We start from the raw sequence: 14,323 nt of genomic DNA on the forward strand, positions 1-14,323 counted from the left end.
TTAAAACAATATCTCAAAAAGAAGAAATTTATAAAGTCAATTATTTTGACAATAAAGAACTTGACTTTATTTATAAACCAAACTTATATATTAAAAATCTGAAATCATGAATGATATGCCTACTGTACCATTTCTTAATTTTATAAGACTACACTAAAATCATGAAAGCTTACCGAATGTGTTTCTAATTAAAAACTTAGGCTTATTCTTACTTATTATTGCCTTTTTTTGGAATCAATAATTACTGACCTCTCTGTAATTTTGGATTTTCTAAAAAATAGAAACTTCATGAAAATAAAAAAAGTTCGATTTAGAGATCTATTGTTATTCCCTTTTTACGCATACTTTTTCCCATCATATCTGTGCAGGAATCATCAAAATCCAATTCCAATATCCGTATTAAATCTATTTTTAGGCTGGACTATAATAGGCTGGATTTGTGCTTTAATCTGGGCCCTCAATTTCAATAATAAAAATTACTTATATAATCACAATCAAATAGATTTTAAGGCTGCAGATGAAAATTATCGAAGGTCACAAGAAATGAACAGAATATATGACAAACAATAACTTGATTTTCAGTTTAATATAAAAATTAAAAAAGATAATTAATATACAAAATATGATTCCGAAAAAAATACATTTTTGTTGGTATGGACGAGGTGATTATAATGAAGTTATAAAAAAATGCATTCAATCATGGAAAGTTAAACTTTCAGATTATGAAATAAAAAAATGGGATGAATCAAATACACCTTTTGATAAGCTTCCTTTTTTACGAATATTGTATAAACAAAAAAAGTGGTCCTTCATCTCTGATTATATGAGATTATATTCCATTTATACCGAAGGCGGTATTTATTTAGATACTGATATAGAAATTATAAAAAATTTTGAAGAATTACTTACTGAAGATTCTTTCGTAGGATTTCAAACAAATTTAGAAAACAAGTATCCGTTAAATTCAGCAGTAATTGGAGCTGTAAAAAACAGTTCATTTATATTGGATTGTATCAAAGCTACTGAGCGTAAACAAAGATTACATTTTAATGCCATGGGCGGACCACCGATTGTAACCAGCGTTTTATACAATTACGGTTTGAATAGCTATAAAAAACAGTATCTTAAGAAGGTCCTTTTACTTCCTACAGAATATTTTTATCCATTTGCATGGTTTGAAAAATTCACTTCAGATTGTATTACAAAAAACACCATTTGCATTCATTGGTGGGAAGATTCATGGGTTACTAAAAAGAAGGACGCAACTTATTTCATAGATAGTATCAAACGAAAAACAGAAAAAGTTCCTCTAGTTTTTTTTAATAGAATCAAATTTGCTTTCAATAAAGAGAAATTTTATCATATAAATAAAATGAAATTTGAATAGCATCCCGTAAATTCATGATTATTGGTACTCGTAAACCATCTACAGATTTAAAAACGTCATTAAACAATGCGCTTCGTGAATACGATGTAGCGGTATAGATTTTAAAGATTTAAATTCCAATATTTTAAATTCCAAATTCCAATCATTATCAATTGGAATTTGGAATTTTTTATTTGGTATTTTTCTTTTGAAGTTTTAAGAGCTTCGCATATTTCATATAAGAGAAAAAACTCTGAATCATGGCTATCGACAACCCGTCTATTCCATTGAAAATTCCCTTCTTAAAAAAATAACAACGAATAAAAGCGACTGTTCCATTTAAAACTGGCTTAAAAGCATTTACCCTCTTGCCCTGATCGAATAATTGCTGCGCATGCCAGCCCGAATATTGGTTCTTTTTTGCAATAATCTGATCAAGAGAATCCCAGCCATAATGTAATATATGTACAGCTACTTTTTTCTCGTTTTGAGTAATGATCTTTTGATGCACTTTTGAATCTGAAGGATGTGCAGTTTGTTTATTAAAAAAACGAACTTTATGATCTGGATACCATCCTGAAAAATCAATTAGTTTGTTGCCTAAAAAGTTTTTTACACGAAAACTGAAAGCATCGTAATTCCCTTCTAAATATTTTTGATTTACTATAAATGCTTCAGCATCTTTATCCAAAAATTCATCAGCATCGAGGTTAAGAATCCAGTCATTTTTGCAATAAGGCAATCCGTGTGTGCGTTGTGGACCGTCACCTAAAAATGACTGTTGAATAACTACAGCGCCTTTTTCTTTTGCAATTTCCACAGTGCGGTCCTTGCTAAATGAATCGACAATAATCACTTCATCGCACACCTTCAATAAAGCATCAATACACTTTCCAATGTTTTTTTCTTCATTGAAAGTAATAACCAAACCGCTAATTTTCATTGCAAAAATTTAATTTATTAAACGCAAAAATATAACTTTTTTACTTAGTTTAATCTTATTCTCTTTAACAGTTGTACACTTCATAAAATAGTTTGTAATTTAGCCTCTAAATTGAATTTTAGATAAATGAAGATATTAGTTATTCAGCAAAAAAGAATTGGAGACGTATTAACGAGTACAATTATTTGCAACAACTTAAAGACAAAATTTCCAGACGCGGTAATAGATTACATGTGTTATCCAAATTCTGTCGATGTACTAAAAGAGAATCCTAATATTGACACTATTATTCCATTAACCAATAAAGTACGAAAGTCAATTCCTTCTTTATTTAAATTTATTTTTCAGATTAGAAGAAAAAAATACGATGCTGTTATTGATGTTTATTCAAAATTAGAAACCAATTTAATTACGCTGTTTTCAGGCGCAAAATATAAGGTTTCTTACCACAAATGGTATTCGAGTATTTTTTACAATTATAGCTACGAGCGTTTTGATGCTATAGAATCTGAACACGGACTTGCAATTGAAAACAGATTGTTACTTCTAAAACCATTTATTTCAGAAAAAATTACCGACGTAAAACCGAAGATTTTCTTGAAAGAATCTGAAATCAACGAAGCCAAAAACCTTTTAAAAATCCATAATATTAATACCGCTGAAAAGCCGTTAATTATGTTTGGAATTTTAGGAAGTGAAGTTTACAAAACCTATCCTTTAGAAGGAATGGCAAAAATCATCGATTTTACAGTTGCGAAAACAAACGCCACAATTATCTTTAATTATATTCCGGATCAAAAAGAACTGGCACTTGAAGTATATAATTATTGTACCGAAGAAACTAAAAAACATATTGTTTTCGATTTATATTGTACTGAATTACGACCTTTTCTGGCTTTACTTTCTCAATGCGAAATGTTAATTGGAAATGAAGGCGGGGCTGTTAATATGGCAAAAGCATTAGAAATTCCAACTTTTTCAATTTTTACACCTTCTGTACGAAAAGAAACATGGCAATTATTTGAAAACGAAGCTAAAAATGCCTCAATTCATTTAAAAGATATAAAACCTGAAATTTACGAACAGCATACGGAGCAATATATTAAGGAACATACTTTTGAATATTATGATGAATACCCATTACCGTTAATGCTTGAAAAATTAGAGACTTATTTTCAAGAATATAAAAATTGAAAAAAGTAAACTTCAGATGAATACTCTTGAAAAGCAAAAATTATCTGTTTTGATTATTACATTTAATGAAGAACTTCATATAAAATCATTACTTGAGGATATTAATTTTGCCGATGAAATAATTGTGGTAGATTCATTTAGCACTGATAAAACCGTTGATATAATTGAATCATTCAAAAATGTTCGATTAATTCAAAATCACTTTATTAATTACACTTTACAGCGCAATTTTGCTTTAGATCAGGCAAAAAATCCGTGGATATTATTTATTGATGCCGATGAACGCCTGACACCAGATTTAAAAACTGAAATACTTTCGACTATAAATGATGAAAATGCTGCCAGTGCGTATTTAATTTACCGAACCTTTATGTTCAGGAACATAAAATTACATTTTAGCGGTTGGCAAACGGATAAGATTTTCAGGCTTTTTAAAAAAGAAAATTGCAGTTATACTGAAGACAGAATGGTTCACGAGAAATTAACAGTGAACGGTCCTGTTGCAATTTTGAAAAATAAAATAATTCACTTTTCTTATACCAATTACGAAGACTATAAAATGAAAATGTATAAGTATGGTATTTTAAAAGCAAATGAAAAACACAACAAAAAACATAGCGGATCTCGTTTTTTAATGGTTTTTCATCCTATTTATACTTTTTTATATCAATTTTTGATTCGGCTTGGTTTTTTAGACGGCGTAAAAGGAGTTACGATATGTTATCTCAACGCCTACAGTATTTTTATCCGTCATAAGGAACTCTGCAGAATTACTTCTTCCAGAATTTAAGTTTCTTTTTCAAGCGTTTTTTTCTGTAGAATTTCTCCTGAAAATCAGCAGTAAATTGCCATAAAGTATCAAATGTCTTTTGTTCAGATTCGCCGTATAATTTTGCATATTCATTACTCATTACAGCAACCATCTCTTTTAAAGGAGTCAGACGGCACAAATTTTTCATTCGCATTTCAAAAGTCATCGACTCATGAAATTCCATTCTGTTTAAATCCACAAGAAAAAAATCATAATTTCCTTCGGAATTCTTTTTAATTAAAGTATTTCCAGGTGAATGATCCAGAAATTCAATTCCTTTTTCGTGTAAATCAAAACTAAATCTGGTAAACTGTCTTAATATATTTTCATGATCCGGATAATCAGGAATTTCTACAAGTTCCCTGAAAGTCAAATCACATTGAAGCTGTTCACTTACGTAAAAACTTTTCTCTAAGCCTAACGCTGTCGAAAACTCTGCAAAAGCAATAGGTTTTGGTGTGCCAATTCCTAATTCTAATAATTGATTTGCAAATTCAAACGATCGTCTTGCTTTTGATTTTCTAAAATACTGATACGCAATTTTATTAATAAAATGAGGTACTTTAAACGATTTTATATTGATGGTTTGCTCCTCTAATTTGAAAAGTTTAATTTGATTACGCTGACCGTCAACAAAAATTTCTCCCTTGGTATCGAAATAAATAATACAGTCTAAAAGGTCTTCTCTGTAGTTTTCGTATTCTTGATTTAATTTGAAAATCATAAAAAATGTTTCGACAAATTTAGTTAGTTTTACCAACTAATAAAAACAAAAGCACAGATAATGCGGATAACCTTAGTAAGTTTTGACAATTGGGGACTCAATAAACACATTGAATTAACTTTGAAAAAACAAGGGCATAATGTGCGTCATATTGATTTTAATACTTTTAAATACAAGTATCCATCTGTATTGCATAAAGTTTATAATTTTGTCCTGAAGAACTTTTTCAAAATGAACTTAAAAAACCTGTATTACGGGCAAGAAGTCATCAAACAACTAAAGAAAAACGAAGAAATTCAAGACGTTATTCTGACGATAAAAGGCGATTTTATTGATCCGAAGAGCATTTTGGAATTAAAAAAATACACGAAAAAATCCATTGGTTTTTTTAATGATAACACATACCGATGTCCTAAAATAGCTCGTGTTATTCCATTTTTTGATGAAGTTTTTTCATTTGAAAAAGAAGATTGCAAAAACTACAATTTAAATTTTGCATCCAACTGGATATATAATTGTGATACTTCCCTAAATAAGGAAACAAATTTTGAATATGACGTTTTTAATATTAGTTCGATCGATAAAAGACTGCCTATTTTAGAACGAATTGCTAAAGAACTGGAAACAAAAAAAATAAAATATAAATTTATAGTTTTCGATAAAAAACATAAACCTACAAATGATGGCATTACTTATATCAACAAGCACCTGCCATTATCAAAAGTAAATCAATATATAAGCCGTTCAAAAGTGTTATTAGACATTAATCGAAATGGTCAGATTGGGTTAACTTTTAGGGTTTTTGAAAGCCTGGGCCTGGAAAAAAAACTTATTACCACTAACGCTGACATCAGCAATTACGATTTTTACAATCCGAACAATATTCTGATAATTGACGACAAAAAACCTGAAATTCCTGTAGATTTTTTCAAAAACGAATATGAAAAAATACCGGAAGCCATTTTAAATAAATATACTTTAGAAGGTTGGATTGAAAATGTGATTTTAAAAAAATAGAAGTGTATTTTTTTTTCTTTAAAAAAGGATTAAACTAATATTTAAAAAACTGAATAACAACTACTTGTTGTTTTAATGATTTCTTAATATTTTTTTTCTCACGGGAAATTTAAAAAATGCGATACTATTCTTTCCATTATAAATTTTCATTCATTATGTTTGCACAAAAATAAAATACCACCTAATAGTCTGAAAATGATTTCAATATGGTGTTATCCAACATCATATTAAATAAATGAATTTTACTATTTCTGCTTTTTTATTTCCGATTTTAATCGTTCTAATCCTATCTGTTTTAATTGTAAACATACTTGTAAAAACAGATTTAAATGAAATCCGACATCCAGAAATTGATGGTTTGAGAGGTTATTTGGCATTTTTTGTTTTCTTGCATCATAGTTATATCTGGCAGGTATTCTTAAAAACAAAAAACTGGGAGGATCCGGAGTCTAACTTATTTAACCAATTTGGAGAAACAACAGTTGTTTTCTTTTTTATCATTACAGCCTTTTTATTTACTTCTAAACTTATTCATAACAAAACCAAGGAAATTGATTGGTCCGAATATCTTAAATCTAGATTTTTTAGGCTTTTTCCAATGTATTTTTTCTCCATCATCATTGTTTTTATTTTAGTTGCAATTTTGACTCAATTTAAAATTAGAGTTTCCGCTATCGAAAACATGAAAAGTATATTGTCATGGATATTTTTCAATGTTAGTAAAAACTCTAATATCAACGGCTTAGAAGATACATTTATATTGAATTCCGGAATAACCTGGACTTTACCTTATGAATGGGCATTTTATTTCTTATTGCCAATTATTGCATTGTTCTTTAAAATAAAAATCAATTTTAAAGCTTTGCTTGGTTTTACAGCTGTAGCCGCAATAATTCTAGTCATAAATAAATCATCTTTAAGACATTTTATGCCATTCGTTGGAGGCATTAGTGTTGCTTTATTAAATAGTAAAAAGCTTGACACAATTTTAAAACAAAAAGCATATACGGTTTTGGCAATCGTATTATTAGCAGCTTCTATCTATTTTTTCAATGGAGGCAGAAAACCAATTCAGATCATAATAGCATCAATTGTATTTTTGATTATTGCATCAGGAAATAACTTTTTCGGAATTTTATCTAGCAGGTTTTCACGTAAATTTGGACAAATAACCTATAGTTTATATTTATTGCATGGCATTCTACTCTTCATCATATTTTATTTTATAATTGGATTTGACAGAGCAAAAACGTTAACTAATTCTGAATTCTGGCTTATTATAACAGCGTCCGTTTTCCCTCTCATACTAATTTGTCAGCTTACTTTTAAATATATCGAATTACCCCTAATGGCGATGTCTAAAAGAAAAAAGATCCAGGAAGTTCTAGTGACGGATTATTCGATCAAGTCAGGCAAATAAATTATCTTCTTTATTTTATTTATACCTTTGCATCTTAATAATTCATACAAAATCAGTATATAATTTATAGAATGAACGAAGAAATAATCAAAGCGTACGAAGTTATCAAAGAAGGCGGCATCATACTTTACCCAACTGATACTGTTTGGGGAATTGGTTGTGACGCTACGAATCCTGAAGCTGTTGCTAAAATATATAAATTGAAACAACGTGCTGAAACACAAAGCATGATTGTTTTGATGAATGGTGAAAAAATGATGTATAATGTTTTTAAAAACATTCCTGAAGTTGCCTGGCAAATTTTGGATTTGTCTGAAAAACCAACAACTTTAATTTTGGACGAACCAAGAAATGTGGCTCCAAACATTATTGCAGCTGACAATTCTCTTGGCATTCGCATCGTAAAAGAGCCTTTTTGTTTTAAATTATTAGAGCGAATGAAAAAACCATTGGTTTCAACTTCGGCTAATATTTCAGGTCAGCCTACTCCTATTGCTTTTAAAGATATTAATCCTGAAATTATTAAAGGCGTAGATTATGTGGTAAATTTATATCACGATAAAGTTGCCGGAAAACCTTCGACAATTATCAAATTGACAAAAGACTCACAGGTTAAAGTAATTCGTAAATAATTAGAGTTTTTTTTGTTTCAAGTTTCAAGTTTCAGGTTTTTCAGGTTTAATCACAAAGTAAAAAAACTTAGAATCTTAGCACCTTTAAATAATTTTTAAACTCTCAATCAACCAATCAATATCTTCTTTGGTGTTGTAGTGACTAAATGAAATTCGGAGATTTGGTAATTTTAAATCGGTCTCCGAAAGCATTTCTTTCAAAACATGTGAAGGTTTTATACTTCCTGACTGACAAGCACTTCCTCTGGAAACTGCTATTCCCTTCATATCCAAACTAAACAGCAGCATCGAAGTCTTATCTTCAGAAAAAGGTAAAATGATGTTGATGATATTATAAAAATCTTCTTTTTTTCCATTGATTCTAAAGCCCGGAAAATGAATTTCAAGTGCAGCAATCAAGTAGTTTTTTAAATCGGAAATATATTTTCTTTCTTCGTCTAATTTCTCATAAGAAAGCGATAAAGCTTTAGCCATTCCGGCAATTTGGTGCACGGCTTCGGTTCCGGCACGAAGGCCTTTTTCCTGCTCTCCACCAAAAAGCAAAGGCTGTAAACCTGAGTTTCTTCGGATGAAAGCAAAACCAATTCCTTTTGGTCCATGAAATTTATGAGCACTTGCCACTATAAAATCGACTTGAGTTTTTTGCAGATCGATTTCAGTTTTCCCTACAGATTGTACAGTATCTGAATGAAACAAAGTATTATATTGTTTACAGATAACCGCAACCCTGTCTAAATCTAAAATAGTTCCGGTTTCATTATTAACATGCATCAAACTAACAATGGTCGTTTTTTCTTCGGACAATAAATTAGACAAATGCGTTAAATCTATACTTCCGTCCGGATTTACTTTGACATAATCTATCTCAACATTATAATCGGACTGCAATGCCAAAACTGTATATAAAACAGCATGATGCTCAATTTTTGAAGTAATAATACGCTCCACTTTCAGATCTTCAACAGCCGAACGAAGAATCCAGTTATCAGCTTCTGTACCTCCGGAAGTAAAAATAATTTCCTGTGCAGCGCAATTTAAATGCTTGGCAATACTTTTTCTGGAAAGTTCTAAAATAGTCTTGCCATTTCGCCCAAAACTGTGTGTAGAAGACGGATTACCAAAATCTTCTGCCATGACTTTGGTCATTTCCTGAATAACTTCAGCGCGTATGGCAGTTGTAGAGGCGTTATCGAGATATACTTTTTTCATCGCTGCAAAGTTATGAAATATCAATTGTCTAATCTTAAATATCATTTGCCAAATTTTTCACTATTTTTGACCTCAAATAAAATTACGATGAAAAAATATGCAAGCCTTCTATTATTTGCGCTGTTATTAAACGGTTGCGATGACGGAGATTTAACAGTTGACACAATTGATTTTGATGAAGTAGCATCTGCAAGTTGCGATCCTCTTACGAATACGTTAATTTATAAATTAAAACCACAGGAGTCGTTATTGTTAAACATGCCTGAAGGAAAGATTCTTGATGAACCCAGTACGGTCGATGCTCCGCTGACCTATGATATTGACAATATTAATTATCGTGTTTTTTACAGGGCTTATGACGGCACAGTTGCCAAAGAAAATATCTGTGGATCGATTCCTCCAAAAACACCAAATGTTACAGAAGAATGGATCGCAACAGCCGGAAAAATTGAGATTGCTACCAATGCCATTTACAAAGATCCTGCCCCAACTGACGGACACACTGAAATTGTAGGTTACAATCATAATATTGTTTTTAGAAATATAACTTTTTTAAAACCTGCAGGACCGCAAGTTGAAGCAGAATATGTATTTGGAGATTACCAAACGGTAGTTACACCAGTGGTAGTAACTTTTTTAGAACCTGAAAATGCAAAATACTGTGATGTTCTGCGCAAAGTTTACAACAACAATACTGCAAATTCCTTAGTTATTGAAAATCTAGATAAAAGTCTGATTGTAAATGAGGCAACGCCGGTTGGAAAACCAAGAACGAGCGTTGTCAATTTAAATGGAAACACGAATAATCTTTTTTACAGAACCTATAATGGTAACCTTCCTGCACCAACGAATATAAATTATTATTGCTTAGAAAATACACCAAGCAGCCCTACTGTGAAAGATACCTGGGTAGGTGAAGCAGGTGTTGCAAATGTAAGTGGGATTATAGAAGTTACAACCACAAATTCTCTTAACGTTTTCAAACATCAGGTTGTCCTTAAAAACGTAACGCTTAAAAAAGGAAACAGTTCATTTAAACTTGCTAGTAATTTTGTTTTAGGAACAGTTACTACTATTACTCAATAATATTAATTTAACTTTAGCATCAAAAATTAAAGTTTAAATTCTTACAAAAATCATCCATTTTTCAAAACTGATTTTAGCACTAATCAGGAAGAAAAATGGATGATTTTTTTATGCTTTAAAATCGGACCCAGCACACTCGAAAACAGTCTTATTTATTATTTTGCCTAAAATAAACTTCGGTTGCTCCTAAACCATATTTTTGATAATTGGCATCCTGAAAATCTATTCCGTCGTAGCGACCCAATAAAAAATCAAGTTCGGCTTTTAAAATTCCTTCACCAACACCGTGAATAAAAACAATTTTCGGTATGCGGTTTCTGATGGCAAATTCGATATGTCTTTTTGCTGTTTCTGTCTGCAATGTCAGGATATCATAATTTGACATTCCGCGTTTATTCGGAACTAATTTTTCAATGTGCAAATCAAATTCCGGAGCTGCAATTTCGCGCTTATCTTTCTTTTCTTTGACAAAACTTCGCGGTTTTGGCTCTTCTTTCTCTTTTGAAACTCTATCTAAATCTATTCTTTTAATAGAATTCATTAAATTACTGGAATCGTGAATTTTAATCAATTCATTGACAAAAAATGTCATCATGAATCCATCCTCAGTTTCAATCAAAACCTCATTGTTTTTCACTGAAACTACTGTTCCGTTTATGGCTTCATCTAATACAGAAACCTTATCTCCTTTAGTCAACATCCTGCTCCTCTTTATCTTGATTTTTACTCGGTGTTTTTGCACTCAGCTGCATCATTCCATACATGAAAACTACAATTGCAATTACCATGATATAGATATTTTTTTCTCCTGAAACCTGCTCATATAATGCAACTGAAATTGCAAGAATCATTATTAAAATTTTTAAAGCTTTCATATTTTAAAGTTTAAGAATTCAAAAGTATGAAACTTTAAAATAGCAGTTCCTGTCCCCTGAATTGTTATCCATTATTTTTTCGTAAAATTGTAAAAAATAATTACCGTGAATTTAGAAAAATACATGTTGCCCTGCCTATTCAAAATGCTCTTCGGAATTGAGTGTTTGGGATGCGGTTTTCAGCGTTCTGTATTCTTACTTTTTCAAGGTAAATTTTTAGATGCTTTTAAGATGTATCCGGCAGTTTTTACAACGCTGCTTTTTTTAGGAATTGCACTTTTATATTTTTTGGACAAGAAAAAAAATCATCAAAAAATATTTTTGTTTACCACTATTTTGAATGTCATTTTTATGCTCGGCGGATATTATTACAAACACTTTTACATCTAACTTTTGTAAGAATTATTTTTTGATCTGATCCAAAATATCATTCATCATTTCGATCTGAACTTTCTGAATTTCGATTAATTCTTGTTGCTGATGCATAATCAAATGATCGATTTTATCGTGAATCATTCTAATCTCTAATTCTGATTTCAGGTTAATCATATAATCTTTTTTAGCACGATTTCGATCTTTTTCTTCCTGACGGTTCTGGCTCATCATAATTACAGGAGCCTGCAAAGCAGCAATACAGGATAAAATTAAGTTCAACAAAATAAACGGGTACGGATCGAAACCTTTATTCACTAAAATATAAACATTTGAGCCAATCCAGATAACAATAAAAGCCAAAAACGAAATTATGAATGTCCAGCTACCTCCAAAACCTGCCACCTGATCAGCTATTCTTTGCCCAAAATTTCGTGTTTCTTCTTCATCTTCAACAGTGCTCACTATAGATTTATCCTCTTTTAAAGATGTTATTACGCTTTTTTCGAGATCAGATAACGCGCCCATTTCAGCAGATAAATAGTTCGAAATATACTTTTGACGATATACATTTAATTCCTGAACCGAAATACAATCAACATCACAAAAAGAAGGATAATCTTTAACAATAAGGCCAAGAACCGGATCATGTATCGACTTTCCACAAATTTTTTCATTTTCCGGAAATTCAAGATCAGAAATAGCACTTTTAAAAGTTGAATTGTTTTTCATTTTTATAAATTTTACCTGCTAATTTAAGCATTTAACTTCTTAAGAATGATATAAATTATACTCCTCAAAAAATCTTTTAATTATCACAAATCCGGTTCTCAAAACAAAATTTCTTTAGGTATTTCGTACCTTTATTTACAAAAAACGCCTTACTTTTAGCGTTTCAAATTATTCATTCAATTTTATAATTGTGTCAAAAAATTCCATCATACAAAATATAAAAGCTTTAAAAAGCCATTCAAATATAAATTACGGGATAAAAACTAAAACAGAAGATTTTACCGAAAAGCTTTTCTATACCCTTTTTGATTCAAATGCTCCTTTAGATCAGAGTATCGACGAACTCGAAATACGTTTTAAAGAAATTGCTGTTATGGCCTGCAAAAAACCAGAAAATTTATGCGAATCGATTTGGGATCGTTTTCTGGAAAAGCTTCCCGGTGTTCTAGAAAAACTAAATCTGGATGCAGAATATATCTTAGAAAATGATCCTGCATCAAATAGCATCGACGAAGTTTACTTAGGCTACCCTGGATTTTATGCTATTGCCATTTATAGATTAAGCCACGAATTATATCTTCTTGATTTATTATTATTTTCAAGATTGATGAGCGAATATGCCCATCGAATTACCGGAACAGACATTCACGCAGGTGCTAAAATCGCTTCTCCGTTTTTTATCGATCACGCAACCGGAATTGTAATTGGAGAAACGACCGTGATAGAAAAACACGTAAAAATTTATCAGGGTGTTACACTCGGCGCTTTGAGTGTGAGTAAGGAAATGAAAAATGCCAAACGTCACCCAACTGTTGAAAAAAATGTTTGTATTTATGCGAATGCAACCATTTTGGGAGGAGAAACCACTATTGGGAAAAACAGTATTGTTGGCGGGAATGCCTGGATTACCAAATCTATTCCTGCAGATTCTATCGTAATGAACACCACAACTACCGAAGTTAAAATAAAAGAAAAAAAATAAAATGGGTCCACAGAAATTGTTAAACCTAATTGGGAATACTCCTTTGATGGAAACTGTCAATTTGGTTAAAAATAAAAACGTAAAACTTTTACTAAAACTTGAAGGAAATAATCCCGGAGGAAGCGTAAAAGACAGAGCGGCTTATAACATGATTGCATCAGCCCTTGAAAGAGGCGATATCAAAAAAGGAGATAAATTAATTGAAGCAACCAGCGGTAATACCGGAATTGCTTTAGCAATGATTGCGCAACTGTTTCAAATTGAAATCGAATTGGTTTTACCGGAAGATTCTACAAAAGAACGAACTCAAACAATGCGTGCTTATGGCGCTACAGTGATTTTAACGCCTGCCAGCGAAGGAATTATTGGTTCGCGTGACTATGCCGACAAAAAAGTCGCAGAAGGCGGTTATTTGATGCTAAATCAGTTTGCAAATGACGACAACTGGAAAGCACATTATAAAACAACAGGTCCTGAAATATGGAACGATACCGAAGGGACTGTAACACATTTTGTTTCTGCCATGGGTACAACAGGAACAATCATAGGAACTTCGACTTATTTAAAAGAAAAAAATCCGGCGATTCAAATTATTGGCGCTCAGCCAAGTGATGGATCTCAAATTCCCGGAATTCGAAAATGGCCTCAGGAATATTTACCGAAAATTTTTGATGCCTCGAAAGTAGACTCGGTAATTGATGTAAGCGAAGAAGAAGCCCGCGAAATGACAAAAAGATTAGCGCTTGAAGAAGGTGTTTTCGCCGGAATGAGCAGTGGTGGCTCAGTAGCCGTAGCCTTAAAAATTGCAGAACAATTAGAATCAGGGGTTATTGTGGCCGTTATTTGCGACCGTGGTGATCGATATCTTTCTTCGGATTTGTTTGACTAAAAAAGGGACAAAGGAACAGAGGTTCAAAGGAACAAAGGTTTGCAAAAACCAGTTTCAAAGAACCTAAAAAA

General features: G+C 31.4%; 17 protein-coding genes. 11 read left to right on the plus strand and 6 right to left on the minus strand.

What is annotated here, in order from left to right; translation table 11 throughout:
* Positions 1-288: 288 nt before the first annotated feature.
* Together J2X17_RS19045 and J2X17_RS07050 are read left to right on the plus strand one after the other, a co-directional pair.
* Entirely contained in the window at positions 289-570 is a 282-nt protein-coding gene (locus tag J2X17_RS19045) for a superinfection immunity protein (protein WP_409025245.1), read from the plus strand.
* A 52-nt stretch (positions 571-622) separates the two neighbouring features.
* Positions 623-1,387, plus strand: a complete 765-nt coding sequence (locus J2X17_RS07050; protein WP_310296018.1) for a glycosyltransferase family 32 protein — start codon at positions 623-625, stop codon at positions 1,385-1,387.
* Positions 1,388-1,556: 169 nt separating this feature from the next.
* Here J2X17_RS07050 and J2X17_RS07055 read toward each other — a convergent pair whose 3' ends face one another.
* Positions 1,557-2,309 (minus strand): glycosyltransferase family 2 protein, encoded by a 753-nt coding sequence (locus tag J2X17_RS07055; protein WP_310296020.1) that lies wholly within the window; start codon positions 2,307-2,309, stop codon positions 1,557-1,559.
* Positions 2,310-2,435: 126 nt separating this feature from the next.
* On the opposite strand from J2X17_RS07055, the gene J2X17_RS07060 reads away from it, so the two are divergent.
* The gene (locus J2X17_RS07060) at positions 2,436-3,503 is read left to right on the plus strand and encodes a glycosyltransferase family 9 protein (protein WP_310296022.1); all 1,068 of its coding nucleotides are present in this window, start codon (positions 2,436-2,438) and stop codon (positions 3,501-3,503) included.
* Positions 3,504-3,519: 16 nt separating this feature from the next.
* Entirely contained in the window at positions 3,520-4,293 is a 774-nt protein-coding gene (locus J2X17_RS07065) for a glycosyltransferase family 2 protein (RefSeq protein WP_310296024.1), read from the plus strand.
* Here J2X17_RS07065 and J2X17_RS07070 read toward each other — a convergent pair.
* The gene (locus J2X17_RS07070; RefSeq protein WP_310296026.1) at positions 4,274-5,038 is read right to left on the minus strand and encodes a lipopolysaccharide kinase InaA family protein; all 765 of its coding nucleotides are present in this window, start codon (positions 5,036-5,038) and stop codon (positions 4,274-4,276) included. The genes J2X17_RS07065 and J2X17_RS07070 overlap by 20 nt on opposite strands.
* Before the next feature lie 60 nt (positions 5,039-5,098).
* On the opposite strand from J2X17_RS07070, the gene J2X17_RS07075 reads away from it, so the two are divergent.
* The 3 genes from J2X17_RS07075 to J2X17_RS07085 all read left to right on the plus strand — a co-directional run bounded on the left by J2X17_RS07075 (position 5,099) and on the right by J2X17_RS07085 (position 8,107).
* Positions 5,099-6,055 carry a WaaS/CpsH family glycosyltransferase gene (locus tag J2X17_RS07075; RefSeq protein ID WP_310296028.1) on the plus strand — a complete coding sequence of 319 codons (957 nt, stop codon included), beginning with the start codon at positions 5,099-5,101 and terminating at the stop codon, positions 6,053-6,055.
* 235 nt (positions 6,056-6,290) lie between these two features.
* Positions 6,291-7,475 (plus strand): acyltransferase family protein, encoded by a 1,185-nt coding sequence (locus J2X17_RS07080; RefSeq protein ID WP_310296030.1) that lies wholly within the window; start codon positions 6,291-6,293, stop codon positions 7,473-7,475.
* A 71-nt stretch (positions 7,476-7,546) separates the two neighbouring features.
* Entirely contained in the window at positions 7,547-8,107 is a 561-nt protein-coding gene (locus tag J2X17_RS07085) for an L-threonylcarbamoyladenylate synthase (RefSeq protein WP_310296032.1), read from the plus strand.
* An 84-nt stretch (positions 8,108-8,191) separates the two neighbouring features.
* Here J2X17_RS07085 and J2X17_RS07090 read toward each other — a convergent pair whose 3' ends face one another.
* Complete coding sequence (locus J2X17_RS07090) at positions 8,192-9,316, minus strand: cysteine desulfurase family protein (protein WP_310296034.1); 1,125 nt, start codon at positions 9,314-9,316, stop codon at positions 8,192-8,194.
* A gap of 87 nt (positions 9,317-9,403) precedes the next feature.
* Here J2X17_RS07090 and J2X17_RS07095 point away from each other — a divergent pair, with 87 nt between their 5' ends.
* Positions 9,404-10,402 (plus strand): hypothetical protein, encoded by a 999-nt coding sequence (locus tag J2X17_RS07095; protein ID WP_310296036.1) that lies wholly within the window; start codon positions 9,404-9,406, stop codon positions 10,400-10,402.
* Positions 10,403-10,550: 148 nt separating this feature from the next.
* Here J2X17_RS07095 and J2X17_RS07100 read toward each other — a convergent pair whose 3' ends face one another.
* Both J2X17_RS07100 and J2X17_RS07105 read right to left on the minus strand, forming a co-directional pair.
* The gene (locus tag J2X17_RS07100; protein WP_310296037.1) at positions 10,551-11,102 is read right to left on the minus strand and encodes a Smr/MutS family protein; all 552 of its coding nucleotides are present in this window, start codon (positions 11,100-11,102) and stop codon (positions 10,551-10,553) included.
* Positions 11,092-11,277 (minus strand): hypothetical protein, encoded by a 186-nt coding sequence (locus J2X17_RS07105; protein WP_310296039.1) that lies wholly within the window; start codon positions 11,275-11,277, stop codon positions 11,092-11,094. The genes J2X17_RS07100 and J2X17_RS07105 overlap by 11 nt, the downstream gene beginning before the upstream one ends.
* Before the next feature lie 105 nt (positions 11,278-11,382).
* On the opposite strand from J2X17_RS07105, the gene J2X17_RS07110 reads away from it, so the two are divergent.
* Positions 11,383-11,667 (plus strand): DUF2752 domain-containing protein, encoded by a 285-nt coding sequence (locus tag J2X17_RS07110; RefSeq protein WP_310296041.1) that lies wholly within the window; start codon positions 11,383-11,385, stop codon positions 11,665-11,667.
* Positions 11,668-11,679: 12 nt separating this feature from the next.
* On the opposite strand, the gene J2X17_RS07115 is transcribed toward J2X17_RS07110, so the two are convergent.
* Complete coding sequence (locus J2X17_RS07115) at positions 11,680-12,381, minus strand: DUF1003 domain-containing protein (RefSeq protein WP_310296042.1); 702 nt, start codon at positions 12,379-12,381, stop codon at positions 11,680-11,682.
* Positions 12,382-12,571: 190 nt separating this feature from the next.
* Here J2X17_RS07115 and J2X17_RS07120 point away from each other — a divergent pair, with 190 nt between their 5' ends.
* Positions 12,572-13,363 carry a serine O-acetyltransferase gene (locus J2X17_RS07120; protein ID WP_310296043.1) on the plus strand — a complete coding sequence of 264 codons (792 nt, stop codon included), beginning with the start codon at positions 12,572-12,574 and terminating at the stop codon, positions 13,361-13,363.
* A 1-nt stretch (position 13,364) separates the two neighbouring features.
* Positions 13,365-14,252, plus strand: a complete 888-nt coding sequence (cysM, locus tag J2X17_RS07125; protein ID WP_154782914.1) for a cysteine synthase CysM — start codon at positions 13,365-13,367, stop codon at positions 14,250-14,252.
* Positions 14,253-14,323: the final 71 nt, after the last annotated feature.

This window comes from Flavobacterium aquidurense, from assembly GCF_031458035.1.
Taxonomy (GTDB): domain Bacteria; phylum Bacteroidota; class Bacteroidia; order Flavobacteriales; family Flavobacteriaceae; genus Flavobacterium; species Flavobacterium aquidurense_C.

What these genes read in the sequence shown, in the direction of transcription:
- J2X17_RS07060 (WP_310296022.1), top strand. Translation starts at nt 2,436, where the DNA reads ATGAAGATATTAGTTATTCAGCAAAAAAGAATTGGAGACGTATTAACG.
- J2X17_RS07095 (WP_310296036.1), top strand. Translation starts at nt 9,404, where the DNA reads ATGAAAAAATATGCAAGCCTTCTATTATTTGCGCTGTTATTAAACGGT.
- cysM (WP_154782914.1), top strand. Translation starts at nt 13,365, where the DNA reads ATGGGTCCACAGAAATTGTTAAACCTAATTGGGAATACTCCTTTGATG.
- J2X17_RS07070 (WP_310296026.1), bottom strand. Translation starts at nt 5,038, where the DNA reads ATGATTTTCAAATTAAATCAAGAATACGAAAACTACAGAGAAGACCTT.
- J2X17_RS07050 (WP_310296018.1), top strand. Translation starts at nt 623, where the DNA reads ATGATTCCGAAAAAAATACATTTTTGTTGGTATGGACGAGGTGATTAT.
- J2X17_RS07085 (WP_310296032.1), top strand. Translation starts at nt 7,547, where the DNA reads ATGAACGAAGAAATAATCAAAGCGTACGAAGTTATCAAAGAAGGCGGC.
- J2X17_RS07105 (WP_310296039.1), bottom strand. Translation starts at nt 11,277, where the DNA reads ATGAAAGCTTTAAAAATTTTAATAATGATTCTTGCAATTTCAGTTGCA.
- J2X17_RS07065 (WP_310296024.1), top strand. Translation starts at nt 3,520, where the DNA reads ATGAATACTCTTGAAAAGCAAAAATTATCTGTTTTGATTATTACATTT.
- J2X17_RS19045 (WP_409025245.1), top strand. Translation starts at nt 289, where the DNA reads ATGAAAATAAAAAAAGTTCGATTTAGAGATCTATTGTTATTCCCTTTT.
- J2X17_RS07100 (WP_310296037.1), bottom strand. Translation starts at nt 11,102, where the DNA reads ATGTTGACTAAAGGAGATAAGGTTTCTGTATTAGATGAAGCCATAAAC.
- J2X17_RS07115 (WP_310296042.1), bottom strand. Translation starts at nt 12,381, where the DNA reads ATGAAAAACAATTCAACTTTTAAAAGTGCTATTTCTGATCTTGAATTT.
- J2X17_RS07080 (WP_310296030.1), top strand. Translation starts at nt 6,291, where the DNA reads ATGAATTTTACTATTTCTGCTTTTTTATTTCCGATTTTAATCGTTCTA.
- J2X17_RS07075 (WP_310296028.1), top strand. Translation starts at nt 5,099, where the DNA reads ATGCGGATAACCTTAGTAAGTTTTGACAATTGGGGACTCAATAAACAC.
- J2X17_RS07090 (WP_310296034.1), bottom strand. Translation starts at nt 9,316, where the DNA reads ATGAAAAAAGTATATCTCGATAACGCCTCTACAACTGCCATACGCGCT.
- J2X17_RS07055 (WP_310296020.1), bottom strand. Translation starts at nt 2,309, where the DNA reads ATGAAAATTAGCGGTTTGGTTATTACTTTCAATGAAGAAAAAAACATT.